This is a genomic window from Mesorhizobium sp. M1334, from assembly GCF_040317995.1.
GTDB lineage: Bacteria > Pseudomonadota > Alphaproteobacteria > Rhizobiales > Rhizobiaceae > Mesorhizobium.
The window spans coordinates 142,908-161,541 of sequence record NZ_JAMYLM010000002.1; the positions used below are offsets into that span (position 1 = coordinate 142,908).

An 18,634-nucleotide genomic window follows, 5' to 3' on the forward strand; every position below is an offset into this window, starting at 1 on the left:
CATCGGGAGACAACAATGTTCGTGGTTTCGCTGAACTACAAGGTGCCGCTGACCGAGATCGACCGCCTGCAGCAAGCGCATGTCGAGTGGCTGAAGGCCTGCTATGCGCAAGGTATCTTTGTCGCCTCCGGGCCAAAGCGGCCAAGGACCGGCGGCATCATCATCGCGCGCGGTCCACGCAAAGTGCTCGATGCCAGACTGGCGGATGATCCCTTCGCCAAGGCAGGTGCCGCCGATTATGAAATCACCGAATTCACGGCGAGAATGGCCGCTGCCGCACTGGAAGCCTACAAAGAAGCATGAGTTTCCGCCCACCGACTCACACACCCTATGACGGCTCCTCGAAACTGTTCACCATCGGGTTGAAGCCGCTCAGTCTCGATAGATGGATCGAGGTCGACGAATATCTGCTGCCCTATCTTGCCGAGAAACGCCGGCTTTACACGGAAATTCCAGACAAGGTTTTTGTCGAGGAGCAAGCAACGCGCGACGCCCAGCGCGAAGTGCTCGATCTGCTCGGTGCGCATCTGGCGGCGAACTTTCCTGAAACCCACAGGCGTACCGACAATGCGATCGAGGTGATCGACGGCATCGACAATCTCGAGGGTTCAGGCACCTCAGCTTCTTTCAGCGATGCGCCGCTTGTCGCGGCCTCGTTGCTCGTCCAGGAGGATTTGATCCTGATGCGCCGTGACGAGAGCGGCTGGCGTCTGGCGGCCGGCTCGCTCTGCTTCCCGTCGTCATGGTCGCTGATCGAAAAATTCGGCAAGCCGCTGCAGCAGATCCATGCGCCGGTACCGGGTTTCGGTCCAGGCACACGCCCGGCCGATCTCATCAACCGCATGTTCGATGGCCTCCAGGGCCAAGCCGTCGAGCGCTACAACTGGTCGATCCAGGCCGGCGACGCACTCTACCATCCGCTCTCCAACATCGAACGCATCGACCGCGCCAGCAATCGCCCGTCGAGATTCCCGGACGGCGACATCGACGCTCATGCTTTCATCCGCGTCGAGCGTCAGACGCTGAGAAAGCTCCCGGTCTCCGGCGACATACTCTTCACCATCCGCATTCATCTCGACCCGCTCGCCCTGCTGGAGCGCCACCGCGACCGCGCGGCGCTCGCAGCGTCCTTTGCCGAACAACTTCTGGCGCTGGACGAGGCACAGCTCGACTACAAGGGGATGACCGCCGACCGTGACCGGTTGGTCGAGCGGCTCGGGGCGCTGGCGCTGTCCTAGAGCAGTTCGTCGTTTCACGGAAACGCCGAACCGCTCTATCTCTTTGTTCTTGCGCAATTCCGGACGGAAAACCGTTTCACACTTTTCCTCGGATTCCCTAAATCGCAGCCACGCCCAGCAGCAGGATCGCGGACATCGCGGTAAAGACGGTGACGTTGACATCCCACCGCCAGCCCGCCGGTCCAAACGGCGGCCGGAACGGCAGATAGCCGTTCTCGTCATACAGCACGCCGCCGTAGATCGGCCGCGAGAGCATGGCCGCGAAGAATGCTCCATACATGGCCGCGGCCAATCCCCCCGCGAGATAGAGCCGCTCGGCTTCGAGTTGCCCCTTGATCCAGATAAGCCGAGCGCAATCAGCGCCACTCCGGTGTAGCTGAAACGGGCGGATGCGGCAGCCGCACCAGGGGCGGCGTCGCAGCTTTTTTCGCTGAGCAGCGTCTGGTGCTGGACGAGGCACAACTTGACTACAAGGGCCTGACAGCCGACCGTGACTGCTGGCGGACGACAACTCTAACTTGTGGCTTGGGGGAACAATGATCCAGCATCTTAGCAGGCCGGTCACGTTCATGGCCGCGATCCTGGTACTGTCGACAGCAGCCGAGGCAGAGCCGGTGACTTATGCCGGCAAGCTTGGAAAGAGCGATATCGTCGTCGAATTCACCGACGACCCCGCGGCGCCCGGCAGCCCGCTGGCCGGCCGCTATTTCTACCGCTCGAAGGGCGTCGACATCCCGCTGCAGGCCCGGTCCCAAAAGGGCAGCAGGTTCGAACTGGCCGAGGAGGAGGCATGCGGCGCCGACAATTGCGATGACGGAAAGGCCGCGCCGATTGCCGCCGTGTGGCGCCTGGCCTCATCCAGTAACGGCAAGACCCTTGAAGGCAGTTGGAACGGAAAGAGGGCGCTGCCGCTCAGATTGGAGCGGGTCGCAAGTCGGCAGGTGACCGGGAACGAGCCCGGCAGCCCGCTCGATCTCTACGATTTCAGCTTCATGAAGTTCTTCGCCAATGACACGCCGATCACCATGGAGACGTCCCCGTATGACTATCTGCGGCTGAACACTCAGCTTGATAACGGCAAGACGACTGGCTGGCCGGACGCGACCTACCGCTATGTCGTCGACCCCCGCACCAAATTCGCCACGCCGCGCATTGTCGAACTGTCCGGCAACGTTCCGATCGAGGCCGCGAATGCTCTGCTGCAAGACAGGCACTGGCGCGCAAACATCGGCGCACTGGGCTGCGTGGCGGCGCAAGATGCCGGTTTCAACGAAGGCGGGCCGATTGACGGCGTGAACGACGGCACGCTCGGAGGCTATGCGGACAGCACATTCGAAGTGAGCTCGCTGACGCCGCTGCTGATGAGCTGGCGGGAGTCCGGCAGCATCTTCTGCGGCGGAGCGCATCCGACCAACTATTCGGACGCCTACATCATGGATGTGCGGCGCGGCGTCCTGCTTGGCCTTCAGGACATTTTCTCAGATACGGTGGATGGCAAGCCCGGTCCTTCCCTCGTCTCCTTGGTCAAGCAGCGGCGCAAGAAACCGACCGATCAGACCGATATTGATCACGAAGCTGAATGCGGTATGGACGATCTCGTCGGCGAATATTTGGCGGTCAGCCTCTGGCGTGAGGGCGACAAGCAGGTTCTGGTGTTCGGGCTCCAGACCCTACCGCATGCCATCCAGGCCTGCGCCGACGATCTGCTTGAACTGCCGGTCTCCGAGGCACATGCCCTCTTCAAGCCTGAATTCGCAAGACTGGACGAGCCGTAGCCGGAATGGCGCGGCGTGAGCCCGGCCGTCCGCTTTTCGCTTTATTGTGACAATGATCTATGGTTTGTCGCGCCGCGGCCAAGCCGCTGTTCCGAAGCGTTTTTTGAGGGAGTAATCGATAAATGGCGAATGAAAACTGGCCCGTTTACGGTGAGATCACCGGCCCTGTCGTGATGATCGGCTTCGGCTCGATCGGACGGGGAACGCTGCCGCTGATCGAGCGCCATTTCAAATTCGACAAGTCGCGCATGACCGTTATCGACCCGCGCGACGCCGACCGCAAATTGCTCGACGAGCGCGGCATCACTTTCATGCAGGATGCAGTGACCAAGAAGAACTACAAGAAGCTGCTGACGCCGCTTTTGACCAATGGCAGCGGCCAGGGCTTCTGTGTCAACCTGTCGGTCGACACTTCCTCGCTCGAGTTGATGAAGCTCTGCCGCAAGCTTGGCGTCCTCTATATCGACACGGTGGTCGAGCCCTGGCTCGGCTTTTATTTCGACGAAAAGGCCGACAACGCCTCACGCACCAATTATGCGTTGCGCGAAACGGTGCGTACGGAAATCGCAAAGAATCCGGGCGGCACTACCGCGATCTCATGCTGCGGCGCCAATCCCGGCATGGTCTCGTGGTTCGTCAAGCAGGCACTGGTCAACCTCGCCACAGATCTTGGCCTCGACTTCGCGGAACCCGCGCAGCACGATCGCGAAGGCTGGGCCAAGCTGATGAAGAAGGCCGGCGTAAAGGGCATCCATATCGCCGAGCGCGACACCCAGCGCACCAAGAAACCCAAGCCGATGAACGTGTTCTGGAACACCTGGTCGGTCGAAGGCTTCATTTCGGAAGGCCTGCAGCCGGCCGAGCTCGGTTGGGGCACGCACGAGGCGTGGATGCCGAAGAACGCCAAAAAGCACAAGAACGGCTCGAAGGCCGCTATCTTTCTGGAGCAGCCCGGCGCCAACACGCGCGTGCGCACATGGTGCCCGACGGCCGGTCCGCAATACGGCTTCCTGGTGACGCATAATGAGGCGATTTCGATTGCCGATTTCTTCACCTTGCATGGCAAGAAGGGCAAGGTGCAGTACCGGCCGACCTGCCATTACGCCTATCATCCCTGCAACGACGCCGTGCTGTCGCTGCATGAGATGTTCGGTGCCGCCGGCAAGGCCCAGCCCGCGCATCACGTGCTCGACGAAAACGAATTGGTCGATGGCATCGACGAACTCGGCGTGCTGCTCTACGGCCACGCCAAGAACGCCTACTGGTACGGCTCGCAGCTGTCGCTGGCCGAGGCGCGCAAGCTGGCGCCCTATCAGAACGCTACCGGCATGCAGGTCACGTCGGCGGTGCTGGCGGGCATGGTCTGGGCGTTGGAAAATCCGGAGGCCGGCATCGTCGAAGCCGACGAGATGGATTACAAGCGCTGCCTCGACGTGCAGAACCCCTATCTGGGGCCGGTCAGGAGCTATTATACGGACTGGACACCGCTCGACAATCGGCCTGGTCTGTTTCCCGAGGACCTCGACACCAAAGACCCGTGGCAATTCCGCAACATCCTCGTTCGATAGCAGCGTTGCCTCGACACTCCGCCAGCTTGCAATCGCCCGGAAATCGGGCGATTGAAGAGGGGCGGCCTAGAGCGACGTGCGTCCATTTGGACGCACAAAGTACGCTCCAGCACTTTGAATGTGCGCATCGTGCTTTCCGAAAATCGGATCGATTTTCGAGCCGATGCGAGAGGAGAGGATCTTGATGATGACGATTGCGCAAAGACTGCTTTCGGCTGGCATTGCCGCGGCCGCTGCCGTCACGTTGGCGGCCTGCACCACCACCGGCCCGGGCGAGCCACCGGTGATCACCGCCAAAGGGGTCGAAGGCTCCTGGATCGACGCGCAGGGCACCGGCTTATCCACCTTCAAGGGCGGCAGCTTCGCGACCGTCGCCACCGACACCGGCCAGAAGCTTGCCGATGGCAGCTACACCATGACCGGCGGCACCTCGGTCGAGATCCATGGCACTTCGCTGATCCGCCAGACGCCGATCAGCTTCAACTGCTTGATGGTCTCCACCAGCCAGCTCAATTGCACCAGCGCGAGCGGACAAAATTTTGTGCTGACCAGGCGCACCTGAAGTTCGATTCCGAATTGACTTTGCACAAGGGCGGCGGCTTCAAGCCGCCGTCTTCTTGCGCCGGCAAAGCTGATGCCGATTTCCGCTTGCATCGACTGAAACGCGATGTGAACATGGCCCGAGAGGGCTGTTACATCCAAGTCAAACAAGAGCGTTAAACGCGTCTGCGCATGACCCCGAAAATCGGAGTCGATTTTCGGAAAGGATCATGCGCAAAATAAAAATGGTACAGCGTCCTTTGCGCGTCCCAAATGACGCGCGGCGCTGTACTCGAGTCATCCGGGAGACGAGAATGAAGAAGATCGCTGCCATCGCCGCGCTGTCGGCATCGGCACTTGGCCTGTCGGCAGGGGTATCCTTTGCCGACTACACGCTGAACATCCTGCACATCAACGACTGGCACAGCCGCATCGAGAGCAACAACAAGTACGAATCGACCTGCTCGGCCGAGGAAGAGACCAAGGGTGAATGCGTCGGCGGCGCCGCCCGCCTCGTCACAGCGATCGCGCAGGAGCGCAAGCAGCTGGAAGGCCAGAACGTGCTGCTGCTCAGCGCTGGCGACAATTTCCAGGGCTCGCTCTTCTACACGACCTACAAGGGCAAGACAGAAGGCGAATTCCTCAACCAGATGAAGTTCGATGCCGAGGCTCTCGGCAATCATGAGTTCGACGATGGCGAGTCGGCGCTGGCGCCGTTTCTCGACATGATCCAGTTTCCGGTGCTCGGCGCCAACGTGAAGGCCAATGCGCAATCCAAGCTCGGCGACCGCGTCAAGCCATCGATCGTGGTCGAGGTCGGCGGCCAGAAGATCGGCATCGTCGGCGCGGTCACCAACGACACGCCGGAGCTTACCTCGCCTGGCCCGAACATCGCCATCGAAGACGACGTCAAGTCGATCACCGCCGAGGTCGAGAAACTGAAGGGAGAGGGCGTCAACAAAATCATCGCGGTCACCCATATCGGCTACAAGCGCGAGCGCGACGTGATCGCCAAGATCCCGGGCGTCGACGTGGTGGTCGGCGGCCACAGCCATTCGCTGCTCTCCAACACCGACCCCAAGGCGGAAGGCCCTTATCCGACGATGGTCGACAATCCGGACGGCTACAAAGTGCCGGTCGTCCAGGCGGCGTCCTATTCGAAATATCTCGGCGAGTTCAAGGTCGTGTTCGACGACAACGGCGTTGTCAAAGAGGCCAGCGGCGATCCCATCCATCTCGACAAATCGATCACGCCCGACCCCGCCGTGCTTGCCCGCATCAAGGAACTCGGCGCGCCGATCGAGGCTCTGAAGAACAAGGAAGTTGCCGAGACCACCAAGGCGATCGACGGCAGCCGGGAAAACTGCCGCGCCCGCGAATGCGAGATGGGCAATCTGGTCTCCGACGCCGTCCTCGACCGGGTCAAGGGCCAGGGTGTCGAGATCGTCATCTCAAATGGCGGCGGCTTGCGCGCCTCGATCGACCAGGGCACCGTCACCATGGGTGAGATTCTCACCGTTCTGCCGTTTCAGAACACGCTGGCGACCTTCCAGATCTCCGGCAAGGATCTGGTTGCCGGCCTCGAAAGCGGCCTCAGCCAGGTCGAGGACGGCGCCGGGCGCTTCCCGCAGGTTGCCGGCATGAAATATGCGTTCGACAAATCGGCGCCGCCTAACGGACGCGTCAAATCGGTCGAGGTCATGGAAGGCGGCGTCTGGACGCCGATCAAGCCGGACAAGGACTACCTTGTCGCCACCAACAACTATGTCCGCCAGGGCGGCGACGGTTATAAGGTGTTCGCCGAGAAGGCCAAGAACGCCTATGATTACGGCCCGGGGCTGGAACAGGTCGTCGCCGACTACCTCGGCGCGCACCGGCCCTATACGCCCAAGCTCGACGGCCGCATCACCGAGATCGCCGCGACCGTGGCCCCGGCCGCGGAACCGGCCAAGCCTGCCGAACCGCCAAAACCTGCTGAGGCTGCGCCGGCAAAGCCTGCTGAACCGGCAATGCCCGAAATGCCGGCCGGCTCAGGCGACATTTCCAAGACGCCGCCGGCCGTCCCGGCGGAAACCGCGCCGGTGGCACCCGCACCCGCCGAGCCGGCCCAGCCGGCGGCACCTGCGGCTCCGGTCACACCGGCTCCGGCGACCCCTGCTCCGGCTGAACCGGCCGAGACGGCGCCTGCCCCGAGTCAGCCGGCCCCGAGTCAGCCAGCCCCAAGTGAACCGGCGCCAACCGAGCCGGCAAAACCTGCCGAGCCCGCCAAGCCGGCTGAGCCGGCACCGGCCGAAGGCAGCCATATAATCGTCGCCGGCGATACCTATTGGGATCTCGCGGTGAAGGCCTATGGCGACGGCACCAAATGGAAAATAATCTCCGATGCCAACAAAGCCTACGAGCCACGCCGGCTGCCGGTCGGCGCAACTTTGACGATCCCGGCGGCGTCGAAGTAATCCGGCCGCAGGAACGCAATGCACCCGCCCGGCAGACCGGGCGGGTGTTGCATTTCTGGGATAAGGTGCGGCCAGACGCAGCATTTGAAAACCGGCGCGGCATCGCTACTTTCGCCGCGGCACCGTTGGTTCGCGGTGTTGGAGAACCTCATGACGCTTGCCAACCCTGCTGAAATCAAAGCCGAGAAGACCGCCGCCTCGCCGTCGGCAGGGCGCCCTCCGGTCAGGACCGGCAAGGTCGGTGTCATGCTGATCAATCTCGGCACCCCCGACGGCACCGGCTTCAAGCCGATGTGGCGCTACCTCCGGGAGTTCCTGTCCGATCCACGCGTCATCGAGCTAAACAAGGCGATCTGGTATCCGATCCTCTACGGCCTGGTCCTCACCACCCGGCCGAAGAAGTCGGGCGCCAACTATGCCAGGATATGGAACCGGGAGCGCAACGAGTCGCCGCTGCGCACCTACACCCGCGGCCAGGCCGAGAAGCTCGGGCTCGCGCTCGGCGACCTCCCCAATGTCGTTGTCGACTGGGCGATGCGCTACGGCAACCCTTCGACCGCGAGCGTGGCCAAGAGACTGGTCGAGCAAGGCTGCGAGCGCATCCTGTCTTTCCCGCTCTATCCGCAATATTCGGCGACGACGACTGCGACTGCCAACGACCAGCTGTTTCGCGCGCTGATGAAGATGCGCCGCGCCCCGGCCATTCGCAGCGTGCCGCCCTATTACAACGAGCCGGCCTATATTGAGGCGCTCGCCCGTTCGATCGAAAAGCATCTGGCGAACCTCGACTTCGAACCGGAAATTGTCATCGCTTCCTATCACGGCATTCCGAAACCCTATTCCGACAAGGGCGATCCCTACCAGGCCCATTGCCTCGAGACGACGCGGCTGCTGCGCGAAAAGCTCGGCTGGGGGGAAAACAAGCTGATCACCACCTTTCAGTCGCGCTTCGGCGCGCAGGAATGGCTGCAGCCCTACACCGACAAGACGGTCGAAAGACTAGGGCGCGAAGGCGTGAAATCGATCGCCATCGTCAACCCCGGCTTTTCCGTCGACTGCATCGAGACGCTGGACGAGATCGGCAGGGAAGCGGCCGAGACCTTCCACCATGCCGGCGGTGAAAAGTTCGCACACATCCCTTGCCTCAACGACAGTACCGAGGGCATGGCGGTGATCGAGGCAATGGTGCGGCGCGAGCTGTCCGGCTGGGCCTGAACAGATCACCCGTCTATTCACCGGCAATCCATGATCACCTGATTGTAACGTTGCTGAAACACACTTAAGTGTTTGATCAAGCCGGCCGCGTGGAACTGTCCGGCATGGCCGGCCTTTGAGGGGAGAGCCAAATGGGTTTCAGTGGTTTCGATATCGCGCTTCTTGTTCTTGTCGCCCTTGTCGTGCTGGTGCTTTTCAAAGGCATCCGGACAATTCCGCAAGGCTATAATTATACCGTCGAACGCTTCGGCCGTTACACCAAGACATTGAGCCCGGGCCTCAACCTCATCATGCCCTTCGTCGACCGTATCGGCGCCAAGATGAACATGATGGAGCAGGTGCTCGACGTCCCGACGCAGGAGATCATCACGCGCGACAACGCCACTGTTGCCGTCGACGGCGTCGCCTTCTATCAGGTGCTGAACGCGGCGCAGGCCGCCTACCAGGTCGCCGGCCTGCAGAACGCTATCCTCAATTTGACGATGACCAACATCCGCACCGTCATGGGCTCGATGGACCTCGACGAGCTGTTGTCGAACCGCGACGCCATTAACGAGCGCCTGCTGCGCGTCGTCGATGAGGCGGCGCATCCCTGGGGCATCAAGATCACCCGTGTCGAGATCAAGGACATCAACCCGCCGGCCAATCTCGTCGAATCGATGGGCCGCCAGATGATGGCCGAGCGCAATAAGCGCGCCCAGATCCTCGCCGCCGAGGGCCTCAAGCAGTCGCAGATTCTGGAGGCCGAGGGGCGCAAGGAAGCCGCCTTCCGCGACGCCGAGGCGCGCGAGCGATCGGCCGAGGCTGAAGCACGCGCCACGCAGGTGGTGTCGGAGGCGATTTCCAAGGGTGACGTGCAGGCGCTCAACTACTTCGTCGCGCTGAAATACACCGAAGCGCTGACCAGGATCGGCTCCGCGACAAACAGTAAACTCGTGCTGATGCCGATAGAGGCTTCCTCACTGATCGGCACGCTTGGCGGCATTGGCGAAATCGCCAGGGAAGTTTTCAAGGGCGAAGGCACCGCCGGTCCAGCACGACAGGCCCGCCCGCCCGTGGTTCGTCCCAGCGAGACCTGAGGCCATGTTCGACCGCATTGTTTCCGAACTCGGCCCGTGGAGCTGGATGGTCCTCGGCCTCATCCTGCTGGTGATGGAGGTCATCGCGCCCGGCATTTTCATGCTGTGGATCGGCATTGCCGCACTGTTGATCGGCGTCGTCTCGCTGCTCATCTGGGGCGCCGGTTTCTGGACCTGGCAGGTCCAGGTCGTCGCCTTCCTCGTGCTGTCGCTGGTCTCGGCTTATGTCGGCAAGCGGCTGGTGGGCGGACGCCACGATGAGACCGACCAGCCCCTGCTCAACCGCCGCGGCGCACAGATGGTCGGCCGGACGGCGACCCTTGCCGAGCCGATCAAGGACGGGCGCGGCCGCATCAAGCTGGGCGACACCTTGTGGCGTGTCTCCGGCCCCGACCTCCCGGCCGGCACGCAGGTGCGCGTGACGGGTGCCGCTGATACCGATCTGGAACTGACGGTCGAGGCGGTCTAGAAAACTCGCTAGACTAGGCAGCACCGATACGCAGCAGGTCGTGCAGATGGACGAGCCCGATCGGCCGCCTGCCTTCGACCACCATCAGGCTGGTAATGGCCGAGTCGTTGATCGTCTGCAGCGCCGTCGCCACCAGCGTGTCGGGCGCGGCCATTTTTGGCTCTCTGGTCATCACCTGATCGACGCTCATGGCCAAGAGATCGCTGCCGATATGGCGCCTGATGTCGCCATCGGTGATGATGCCGATCAGCTTGCCGTCCGCGGCAGTCACCGCCACGCAGCCAAACCCCTTGCGCGACAATTCGAGGATTGCCTCGCGCATGCCGGTGCCGGACGACACCAGCGGCAGCCTATCGCCGACATGCATGATCTCGCGGATCTGCGTCAGGTTGGCTCCGAGCTGGCCGCCGGGATGGAACGTGCGGAAATGGTCCGGGGTGAAGCCGCGGGCCTCGAGCAGCGCGATGGCCAGCGCATCGCCCATCACCATTTGCAGCAGCGTCGAGGTCGTCGGCGCAAGCCCGTGCGGGCAGGCTTCCGGTGCTCGCGGCAGCAGAAGCACCACGTCGGCCGCACGCGCCAGCGCCGATTTTTCGCCCGCGGTGACCGCGACCAGCGGGATCGAGAAGCGCCTCGAATAGGCGATGATGCCCTTGAGCTCGAGGCTTTCCCCCGACCACGACAGGGCGATGATGGCGTCGTTCCTGGCGATCATGCCGAGGTCGCCGTGATTGGCTTCGGCAGGGTGAACGAAGAAGGCTGGCGTGCCGGTCGAGGCGAGCGTTGCGGCAATCTTCGAGCCGATATGGCCGCTTTTGCCGACCCCGGTGACGATGACGCGGCCATCGATCTGCGACACCATGTCGACGGCCCGTGCGAACGGCTCGGCCAGCCCGTTTTCGAGCGCGTCGGCCAATGCCGCGACGCCGGCCTGCTCTGTCGCCACCGTTCTCAGCGCCGAGGCAATCGCGGCCTGCCCGTCGTGCCGCTTCCTGTCTGGGGATTTCACGTCCATGGACGATGCGATTAGCGCTTCGGCGCGCGCCTGTCCAACGGAATTGCCGCCCCGAACACCCTGGCGGGCCATCCCTCAACGCTCCGTTAACCATCCCCATTTACGGTTTCGTAAGTATGGCGCGCGTGCGCCGCGCAAGCAGTGGTGCCGATGTCCGGGTTTCAGCCTCAAAACAAAACGGGACGAAAGGGCAAGGCGGTTCGCGCATTGCTGCTGGCAACCACTGTCTTTGCGTTGTCGCGTCCGACACTGCTTTGCGCCCAGGAAACCGAGCTGCGCGGCGAGGTTTCGGAATCGACAATCCTGGACGACCAGCAGTACAAGATCAGGCAAACGAGCATGGCTGGAACCCAAGCCGCCCAGGCGGCTGCAACCCCCAACGACAATACGCCGCTGCCTACCTATCGTCCGGCCAGCCAGGGGGCGTTGCCTGACGACGGCACGGGCAAAGCGGCCGCAACCGGCGGCACTTTCGATCCGCCGGCGGCCAGCGGCGACCCATTTCCCGACAACCCTCCTCCGCCGCCGCGACGGCGGCCAAGCGCAACGCGCGCCGCCAACGCGGCCAACGCCGAAGCCGAGACCACGGACAGCCATACGAGCAAGAGAACCGCGACTGCAGCGACGACCAATGACACCGACGCCGCCGCCATAGACGAGCAGGATACGGCCAACCGCCGTGCGGTGACCATCGATTCCGCCGAAAGGCTCAGGCTCGACCCCGGCGCCGAGCGCACCGAAGCCATCGAAGGCCAGAACAAAAAGAACGAGGACGACCCGTTCGCCGCCACCGGCATCAAGCTCGGCTCGTTCGTGATCCGGCCGACGCTCGAGCAAGGCCTGACGTCTTCGACAAACGCCGATTCGAGCAGCCTCGGCAAGCCGGCCCTGCTGTCGGAAACGACGCTGCGCTTCAACGCCGTCTCCGATTGGCGGGAGAATTCGGCGACGGTTGAGGGCTATGGCATCTTCCGCGAAACCTTGTCCGGCTATGACATTCACGAGGCGCAAGGCCACATCGACGGCACACTCAACATCGATCTCGACAATGATCTGCGCGCCATCGCCAAGCTGGGCTATGAGGCCGTGCCCGAATCCGCCTCGGCGCCGGACGCAGTCGTCGGCGCCGTTGGCCAGCCGGTGCGCCAGACAGTGAACGGCAGTCTCGCCGTCGAGAAGGATGCCGGCAAGATGCGCTTCGCGCTGACCGGCGCGGTCGAGCACGACATCTTTGGCGACGCTAAGCTTTCGTCGGGCGGATCACTGTCACAGAAGGGCCGCGACTCGACGCTCTACACGGCGATTTTGCGCACTGGTTACGAGATCTCGCCTGCCATCACGCCGTTCACCGAAATCGAGATCGGCCGGCGCGCTTATGATTTGCGCGTCGATCCAAACGGCTTCCAGCGCTCCTCGACAAGGCTTGGCGCACGGGCCGGCGTCGAGCTCGATCTCCGCGAGAAGCTTACCGGCGAGTTCTCGGTCGGCTGGCTGCGCGAAGCTATCGACGACGACGCCCTGCCGGCGATTTCGGGCGCGACGGTCAATGCCGATCTCAAATGGTCGCCCGAACGCGGCACCACGATCGGGCTCACCGCACAGACGACCGCCGAGAACACGACGAATGCGGGCGAAAGCGGCTCCATGCTCTATTCCGGCAGCCTCACGGGCGAGCGGCAGATCCGCGCCAACCTGACCGGAAATGCCGCGCTCGGCCTTGAATGGCGCGACTATACCGGCTCCGACGATCATGATTTGACGCTGAGCGCCGAGGCAGGGCTGACGTGGTGGCTGAACCGCTACACCGGGCTCACCACCCGCGCCAGGACTGAAAAACTGACCAGCAACCTGGTTGGACGCGACTACACGGCCAATAGCATTTTCGTTGGCGTGAAGTTGCAGCGCTAAATGCATGTCGCGCAAAGGTGTGCAGCGGTTTTGCGATAACGACTGGCATAAAACAAGAGCCTAAGCGCGTCGCATGAGGCCGATCGAACGCGGCGCGCTTTCGCCGACCAGCGCGGCAACCGGTGCTGACACTACAAGGCTAGGCCGCGGCGCTCTGACGGCGCGAGTTCGTCGAGAAGCGTGCGAATGACGCCGGCCATGCTTCCATTCATGTCGCTGCGCCACAGCGCGAAGGCAACGTTGGCCTCGACGAAGCCTTCGGGCGAGCCACAGTCGAACGTGCGCCCGCGATAATGATAGCCGTAGAAGGGCTGTTGTTTCTGCAGCTTCAGCATTGCATCGGTGAGCTGGATCTCGTTGCCGGCGCCTTTTTCCTGGCCTTCGAGTATCTTGAATATCTCAGGCTGCAGGATGTAGCGTCCGTTGATGTAGAGGTTCGACGGCGCCGTGCCGGTCTTCGGCTTTTCCACCATGCCGGTGATGCGGAAACCGTGATGTGCGTCATCGCCGCGGCCGACAATGCCGTATTTGTGCGCCTCGGCCGGATCGCATTCCTGCACGGCGACGATGTTGTTGCCGGTCTCGGCGTAAAGCTCGACCATATCCTTCATGCAGCTTTTTTCCGACTGCATGATCATGTCGGGTAACAGCAGCGCAAAGGGCTCGTCGCCGACAAGCTCGCGCGCGCACCAGACGGCGTGACCAAGGCCGAGCGGTACCTGCTGGCGGGTGAAGCTGGTCTGCCCCGGCGCCGGCTGCAGCCGCTGCAGGCGGGCGAGCTGGTCGTCCTTGCCGCGCTGCGCAAGCGTGTCGTAGAGCTCGAACTGGACATCGAAGTGATCCTCGATGACCGCCTTGTTGCGGCCGGTCACGAAGATGAAATGCTCGATTCCGGCATCGCGCGCCTCATCGACCACATACTGGATGACCGGCCTGTCGACGACCGTCAGCATTTCCTTGGGAATGGCCTTGGTAGCAGGGAGAAAGCGCGTGCCGAGACCGGCAACCGGGAACACTGCCTTGCGAACTCTCTTCATGTGCCAATTATCCATTTGCATGCCTGTTCGGCAATCCCGATTCGAGACATTTTCATGCCGAAATCGAGGATTACTGAACGGCGGGTCATAAATCTCAGCTGATAAAGCATTGACGCATCTTTTCACCCCGCACGGCACCTATGGTAAACCAAATGCTAACCGGGTTCGGCGATGAATAGTCTTCCTGAGATGAAGAAGGAGGAAAAGATGTCCGTTCGCAACGCCGCAAGGCGCTTCACCAGCGTCCTGACGGCCGCCAGCCTCTCGCTTGCTTTGCTCATGCCCAGTGGGCCGGCTTTTGCCGATGCCGGCTTCCGCCAATGGGTCGCCAGCTTCCGTGCTACCGCCGTGGCGAGCGGCGTTTCCGGCTCCGTCTACGACCAGGCATTCAAGGGCATCAACGATGCTGATCCGGTGGTGCTGGAAAAGGCTCGTACTCAGCCCGAATTCACCGCACCCGCCTGGGATTATTTCGACAACCGCGTCCATGACCAGTCGGTCGCCGTCGGCCAGCAAATGGCAAGGAAATGGAAGCCTTGGCTGGACAGGATCGAGGCAAGATACGGCGTCGACCGCTACATCCTGCTGGCGATCTGGTCGATGGAATCGAACTACGGCGAAACCCTCAAGCGCGATGATATCATGCGCAATGTCGTGCGCTCGCTGGCGACGCTTGGTTATGCCGACCCCAAGCGAGCGAAATTTGCCCGCACCCAGCTGATCGCGGCGCTGAAGATCCTGCAGACCGGCGACATCGACGAAAGCCATCTCAGCGGCTCATGGGCCGGCGCGATGGGCCATACCCAGTTCATCCCTACCAGCTACCTGTCCTATGCGGTCGATATGGACGGCAACGGCAAGCGCGACATCTGGAATTCGATTCCCGACGCACTGGCGACAGCCGCCAATTTGCTGCGGAAGAACGGCTGGCAGGCAGGCAAGACCTGGGGCTATGAAGTCAGCCTTCCGGACGGCAAGAAGCTGCCCGGAGGCTCGAAGTCGCTGTCGCAATGGCAGGCGCTGGGCGTCACCCGTGCCAACGGCAAGCCGTTCAAGAACGGTGCCGACAAGGCGACGTTGAAGTTGCCCGGCGGCCGCGGCGGGCCGGCTTTCCTGATGATCAAGAATTTCTCGGTCATCAAGCGCTACAACAATGCCGACAAATATGCGCTCGCCGTGGGCCTTCTTGCCGACGAAATCGCCGGCTATGGCGGGCTTGTGCAGGACTGGAAGCGACCGTTTACCAAGCTCTCCTTCGAGGAAAGGCAGGAGCTTCAGAAGCGACTTTCCGAGCACGGCTTTTACGACGGCAAGTTCGACGGCAAGATCGGTGACGGATCGAAAACCGCCATCATGGCCTTCCAGGCAAAGGCCGGCTTGACCCAGGACGGGTATCCGAGCAAGGAAGTGCTCAAATGGCTCAGGCAGAACTAGAGCCGGGTACGGGATGGAGAGGGTGATTGGTTTCGGCTGCGCGCATCCGGTTAATCGTTCGTCGCGTGCCGATTCTGGTTCTGGCGATCGCCGTTCTGGCAGTCGGCGCCGCCAGTGCCTTTCATACCTCGGCCATGGCGCAGGAGCCGGAAAGTCGTGGCTGGTCGCTGCGCGACCTATTGTTTCCGCGCAGAAGCGAGCGGTTTGAGCAGCCGCCGCCCGAATTCCAGAGAGAATTCCAGAGAACAAAGCCCAGGCCCAAGCTGAGAAAGCCCCGGTCAGTTCGCCGGCCGCCGCCGGCCGAGCCGACAACCCCAGTGGCCGAGAAGGCGCCGGATGCACGCGTCGTTCTGGTGGTCGGCGATTTCATGGCGTCTGGGCTGGCTGAGGGGCTCGACGCCGCCTTTGCCGAAAACACCGGCGTCAGGATCGTCGTCCGTGCCAACGGATCGTCCGGCTTCGTGCGTGACGATGTCTACAACTGGCCAGAACAGGTCAAGTCGCTGATCGCGGCCGAAAAACCGGCAGCCGTCGTCGTCATGCTCGGATCCAACGACCGGCAGCAGATGCGCGTCGGCGATGTGCGCGAGCAGCCGCGATCCGAGAACTGGACCAAGGAATACGAGCGCCGGACCGATGCGTTCGGCAAGGCCATCGCCGCAACCAAGGTGCCGTATTTGTGGGTTGGCATGCCGGCCTTCCGGGTCTCGAAAATGACTTCCGACATGCTGGCCTTCAACGATATCTTCCGCTCGTCCGCCGAAAGCCACGGCGGCGAATTCGTCGACGTCTGGGACGGGTTTGTCGACGAGAACGGCGCCTTCATCACCAGCGGACCGGACATCAACGGCCAATCGGTGCGCCTGCGCTCCGATGACGGCATCAACATGTCGAAGGCCGGCAAGCGCAAGCTCGCCTTCTATACCGAAAAGCCGCTGATGAAGATCCTGGGGCTGGCCGCGCCGGGAAGCGTGGTGACGGCTTCTGCCCCGGCCGGCGCTCCCGTCGAGGCGCCGGCACCTGCTGCCGCGCCGATAGCTGTCGATCGCACCGTGCCGATGCTGCTCAGCGATCCGGCGCTGGACGGCGGTTCGGAACTTCTCGGCGCCGCCCCGCCGGCAAAAGCTGACAAGAATTTGCCGGGCGAAAGGCTGATCGTCGAGGGCAAGGCGCCCGACGCCTCACCGGGCCGCGCTGACGATTTCTCCTGGCCACCCAAGGCACAGCCTGCGACGGCGGCCGCATCCGATACGACGACGGCGATCCGGCAGTAAGCTGGCGCCTCTTTCTGGAGAGTTTCGGAACGGGCTCAGCGCGGCAGCACGCTCGATCCCATCAGCGCCTCGTCGATGGCACGCGCCGCCTGGCGGCCCTCGCGGATCGCCCAGACGACCAGCGACTGGCCGCGCCGCACGTCGCCCGCCGCATAGAGCTTTTCGACGCTGGTCCTGTAGTCCCGGTCATTGGCCTCGACATTCTTCGAGCGGCGGCTGTCGGTGACGATCTTCATCTGCCCGTCGAGTTCCGAGACCGGCCCGCGAGCGGCTGGCCCGGCAAAGCCGATGGCGATGAACGCGAGATCGGCGCGGATGACGAATTCCGTGCCCGCTATCGGCTTGCGCTTTTCGTCGACTTCGCAGCATTTTACCCCGGTCAGCTGGCCGTCTTCGCCGATGAATTCAAGCGTCGCCACCTGGAATTCGCGCTCGGCGCCTTCGGCCTGCGAGGATGACGTGCGCATCTTGGTCGCCCAGTAGGGCCAGACCGACAGCTTGTCCTCCTTTTCCGGCGGTTGCGGCCGGATGTCGAGCTGGGTGACGCGCACCGCGCCCTGGCGGAAGGCGGTACCGACGCAGTCGGAGGCAGTGTCGCCGCCGCCGACGACGACGACGTGCTGGCCGCCGGCGACGATCGGGCGCGACGGCCATGCCACCGACTGGATCGGCTCGCCGCCGATACGCTTGTTCTGCTGAACCAGATACGGCATCGCGTCGTGCACGCCGTCGAGATCGTCGCCAGGGATGTTGGCCGGACGCGGTGTTTCGGAACCGCCGCAATAGAGGACCGCGTCATATTCGGCGAGCAGTTCGGCTACCGGCTTGTCGACGCCGACATTGACGCCACAATGGAAGCTGACACCTTCGCCCTGCATCTGCTCGATGCGCCGGTCGATATAATGCTTCTCGATCTTGAAGTCGGGGATACCATAGCGCATCAGCCCGCCCGGCCGGCTCTCGCGCTCATAGACGTGAACGTCATGGCCGGCGCGGCCGAGTTGCTGGGCAGCCGCCATTCCCGCCGGCCCCGAGCCGATGATCGCGACGCGCTTGCCGGTCTTCCGTTCCGGCGGATAGGGCCGGATATGGCCGGTCTCATAGGCTTTGTCGGCAATCGCCTGCTCGATCGTCTTGATGGCGACCGGAATATCCTCGAGGTTCAGCGTGCAGGCTTCCTCGCAAGGTGCGGGGCAGATGCGGCCGGTAAATTCCGGAAAATTGTTGGTCGAATGCAGGTTGCGGATCGCGTTTTCCCAGTCGCCATTATAGACGAGGTCGTTCCAGTCCGGGATCTGGTTGTGGATCGGGCAGCCGGTCGGTCCATGGCAATACGGAATGCCGCAATCCATGCAGCGCGCGGCCTGTTTCTCGACCTCCTTGTCCGACATCGGCAGCGTGAACTCGCGGAAATGCCGGATGCGGTCGGAAGCCGGCTGGTACTTGTGCACCTGCCGGTCGATCTCGAGAAACCCTGTTACCTTGCCCATAGTCCAGTCCCTGCTGTCCGGAAGGCACGCCTGGCGACGCACCCGTTAACCTCATAAGGCAGCCGTGGCAACCTTCAGTCCGAGGTCAGGATTGTTGATGAAGATGGTTGCCAGGACGCATGGCCTCCCGGCAATT

Annotated in this window: 16 protein-coding genes; 12 read left to right on the forward strand and 4 right to left on the reverse strand. The window is 62.7% G+C overall.

Translation table 11 applies throughout. The features are described from left to right. The first annotated feature begins 15 nt into the window (after nucleotides 1-15). Together NKH17_RS04090 and NKH17_RS04095 are read left to right on the forward strand one after the other, a co-directional pair. Nucleotides 16-303, forward strand: coding sequence for a YciI family protein (locus NKH17_RS04090; protein WP_352478236.1), 288 nt, complete (start codon nucleotides 16-18; stop codon nucleotides 301-303). After that, a complete protein-coding gene (locus tag NKH17_RS04095; RefSeq protein ID WP_352478234.1) occupies nucleotides 300-1,238 on the forward strand; it encodes a heme-dependent oxidative N-demethylase family protein in 939 nt (312 codons plus the stop codon). The genes NKH17_RS04090 and NKH17_RS04095 overlap by 4 nt, the downstream gene beginning before the upstream one ends. A gap of 97 nt (nucleotides 1,239-1,335) precedes the next feature. Here NKH17_RS04095 and NKH17_RS04100 read toward each other — a convergent pair whose 3' ends face one another. Continuing rightward, on the reverse strand, nucleotides 1,336-1,518 hold the full coding sequence (locus tag NKH17_RS04100; protein ID WP_352478232.1) for a hypothetical protein: 183 nt from the start codon (nucleotides 1,516-1,518) through the stop codon (nucleotides 1,336-1,338). A 256-nt stretch (nucleotides 1,519-1,774) separates the two neighbouring features. On the opposite strand from NKH17_RS04100, the gene NKH17_RS04105 reads away from it, so the two are divergent. The 7 genes from NKH17_RS04105 to NKH17_RS04135 all read left to right on the forward strand — a co-directional run bounded on the left by NKH17_RS04105 (nucleotide 1,775) and on the right by NKH17_RS04135 (nucleotide 10,340). Then, nucleotides 1,775-3,013: a hypothetical protein gene (locus NKH17_RS04105; protein ID WP_352897068.1), complete on the forward strand. Its 1,239-nt coding sequence runs from the start codon at nucleotides 1,775-1,777 to the stop codon at nucleotides 3,011-3,013. 122 nt (nucleotides 3,014-3,135) lie between these two features. Further along, nucleotides 3,136-4,581, forward strand: a complete 1,446-nt coding sequence (locus tag NKH17_RS04110; protein ID WP_352478228.1) for a homospermidine synthase — start codon at nucleotides 3,136-3,138, stop codon at nucleotides 4,579-4,581. A gap of 187 nt (nucleotides 4,582-4,768) precedes the next feature. Then, the gene (omp10, locus tag NKH17_RS04115; protein ID WP_254817073.1) at nucleotides 4,769-5,143 is read left to right on the forward strand and encodes an outer membrane lipoprotein Omp10; all 375 of its coding nucleotides are present in this window, start codon (nucleotides 4,769-4,771) and stop codon (nucleotides 5,141-5,143) included. 292 nt (nucleotides 5,144-5,435) lie between these two features. Then, on the forward strand, nucleotides 5,436-7,577 hold the full coding sequence (locus NKH17_RS04120; protein WP_352897070.1) for a 5'-nucleotidase C-terminal domain-containing protein: 2,142 nt from the start codon (nucleotides 5,436-5,438) through the stop codon (nucleotides 7,575-7,577). Nucleotides 7,578-7,727: 150 nt separating this feature from the next. After that, nucleotides 7,728-8,792 carry a ferrochelatase gene (hemH, locus tag NKH17_RS04125; RefSeq protein WP_352478224.1) on the forward strand — a complete coding sequence of 355 codons (1,065 nt, stop codon included), beginning with the start codon at nucleotides 7,728-7,730 and terminating at the stop codon, nucleotides 8,790-8,792. A gap of 131 nt (nucleotides 8,793-8,923) precedes the next feature. Continuing rightward, complete coding sequence (locus NKH17_RS04130) at nucleotides 8,924-9,871, forward strand: SPFH domain-containing protein (RefSeq protein WP_254816928.1); 948 nt, start codon at nucleotides 8,924-8,926, stop codon at nucleotides 9,869-9,871. Nucleotides 9,872-9,875: 4 nt separating this feature from the next. Continuing rightward, nucleotides 9,876-10,340 carry an NfeD family protein gene (locus NKH17_RS04135; RefSeq protein ID WP_352897075.1) on the forward strand — a complete coding sequence of 155 codons (465 nt, stop codon included), beginning with the start codon at nucleotides 9,876-9,878 and terminating at the stop codon, nucleotides 10,338-10,340. Nucleotides 10,341-10,353: 13 nt separating this feature from the next. On the opposite strand, the gene NKH17_RS04140 is transcribed toward NKH17_RS04135, so the two are convergent. Beyond that, the gene (locus tag NKH17_RS04140) at nucleotides 10,354-11,355 is read right to left on the reverse strand and encodes a KpsF/GutQ family sugar-phosphate isomerase (protein WP_254817072.1); all 1,002 of its coding nucleotides are present in this window, start codon (nucleotides 11,353-11,355) and stop codon (nucleotides 10,354-10,356) included. A gap of 150 nt (nucleotides 11,356-11,505) precedes the next feature. On the opposite strand from NKH17_RS04140, the gene NKH17_RS04145 reads away from it, so the two are divergent. Further along, complete coding sequence (locus tag NKH17_RS04145; RefSeq protein ID WP_352897077.1) at nucleotides 11,506-13,263, forward strand: outer membrane beta-barrel protein; 1,758 nt, start codon at nucleotides 11,506-11,508, stop codon at nucleotides 13,261-13,263. A gap of 131 nt (nucleotides 13,264-13,394) precedes the next feature. Here NKH17_RS04145 and galU read toward each other — a convergent pair whose 3' ends face one another. Next, nucleotides 13,395-14,300: a UTP--glucose-1-phosphate uridylyltransferase GalU gene (gene galU, locus NKH17_RS04150; protein ID WP_352736997.1), complete on the reverse strand. Its 906-nt coding sequence runs from the start codon at nucleotides 14,298-14,300 to the stop codon at nucleotides 13,395-13,397. Between the two features lie 207 nt (nucleotides 14,301-14,507). Here galU and NKH17_RS04155 point away from each other — a divergent pair, with 207 nt between their 5' ends. Both NKH17_RS04155 and NKH17_RS04160 read left to right on the forward strand, forming a co-directional pair. Further along, nucleotides 14,508-15,734 (forward strand): lytic murein transglycosylase, encoded by a 1,227-nt coding sequence (locus NKH17_RS04155; protein WP_352897079.1) that lies wholly within the window; start codon nucleotides 14,508-14,510, stop codon nucleotides 15,732-15,734. A gap of 26 nt (nucleotides 15,735-15,760) precedes the next feature. Continuing rightward, on the forward strand, nucleotides 15,761-17,008 hold the full coding sequence (locus tag NKH17_RS04160) for an SGNH/GDSL hydrolase family protein (protein WP_352897081.1): 1,248 nt from the start codon (nucleotides 15,761-15,763) through the stop codon (nucleotides 17,006-17,008). A 35-nt stretch (nucleotides 17,009-17,043) separates the two neighbouring features. Here NKH17_RS04160 and NKH17_RS04165 read toward each other — a convergent pair whose 3' ends face one another. After that, nucleotides 17,044-18,498 carry a glutamate synthase subunit beta gene (locus NKH17_RS04165; RefSeq protein WP_254816922.1) on the reverse strand — a complete coding sequence of 485 codons (1,455 nt, stop codon included), beginning with the start codon at nucleotides 18,496-18,498 and terminating at the stop codon, nucleotides 17,044-17,046. Nucleotides 18,499-18,634 lie beyond the last annotated feature (136 nt).

Bases quoted from the DNA above. Each gene is read 5' to 3' on its own strand.
- NKH17_RS04090 (WP_352478236.1), top strand. From the start codon at position 16: ATGTTCGTGGTTTCGCTGAACTACAAGGTGCCGCTGACCGAGATCGAC.
- NKH17_RS04095 (WP_352478234.1), top strand. From the start codon at position 300: ATGAGTTTCCGCCCACCGACTCACACACCCTATGACGGCTCCTCGAAA.
- NKH17_RS04100 (WP_352478232.1), bottom strand. From the start codon at position 1,518: ATGTATGGAGCATTCTTCGCGGCCATGCTCTCGCGGCCGATCTACGGC.
- NKH17_RS04105 (WP_352897068.1), top strand. From the start codon at position 1,775: ATGATCCAGCATCTTAGCAGGCCGGTCACGTTCATGGCCGCGATCCTG.
- NKH17_RS04110 (WP_352478228.1), top strand. From the start codon at position 3,136: ATGGCGAATGAAAACTGGCCCGTTTACGGTGAGATCACCGGCCCTGTC.
- omp10 (WP_254817073.1), top strand. From the start codon at position 4,769: ATGACGATTGCGCAAAGACTGCTTTCGGCTGGCATTGCCGCGGCCGCT.
- NKH17_RS04120 (WP_352897070.1), top strand. From the start codon at position 5,436: ATGAAGAAGATCGCTGCCATCGCCGCGCTGTCGGCATCGGCACTTGGC.
- hemH (WP_352478224.1), top strand. From the start codon at position 7,728: ATGACGCTTGCCAACCCTGCTGAAATCAAAGCCGAGAAGACCGCCGCC.
- NKH17_RS04130 (WP_254816928.1), top strand. From the start codon at position 8,924: ATGGGTTTCAGTGGTTTCGATATCGCGCTTCTTGTTCTTGTCGCCCTT.
- NKH17_RS04135 (WP_352897075.1), top strand. From the start codon at position 9,876: ATGTTCGACCGCATTGTTTCCGAACTCGGCCCGTGGAGCTGGATGGTC.
- NKH17_RS04140 (WP_254817072.1), bottom strand. From the start codon at position 11,355: ATGGACGTGAAATCCCCAGACAGGAAGCGGCACGACGGGCAGGCCGCG.
- NKH17_RS04145 (WP_352897077.1), top strand. From the start codon at position 11,506: ATGTCCGGGTTTCAGCCTCAAAACAAAACGGGACGAAAGGGCAAGGCG.
- galU (WP_352736997.1), bottom strand. From the start codon at position 14,300: ATGAAGAGAGTTCGCAAGGCAGTGTTCCCGGTTGCCGGTCTCGGCACG.
- NKH17_RS04155 (WP_352897079.1), top strand. From the start codon at position 14,508: ATGTCCGTTCGCAACGCCGCAAGGCGCTTCACCAGCGTCCTGACGGCC.
- NKH17_RS04165 (WP_254816922.1), bottom strand. From the start codon at position 18,498: ATGGGCAAGGTAACAGGGTTTCTCGAGATCGACCGGCAGGTGCACAAG.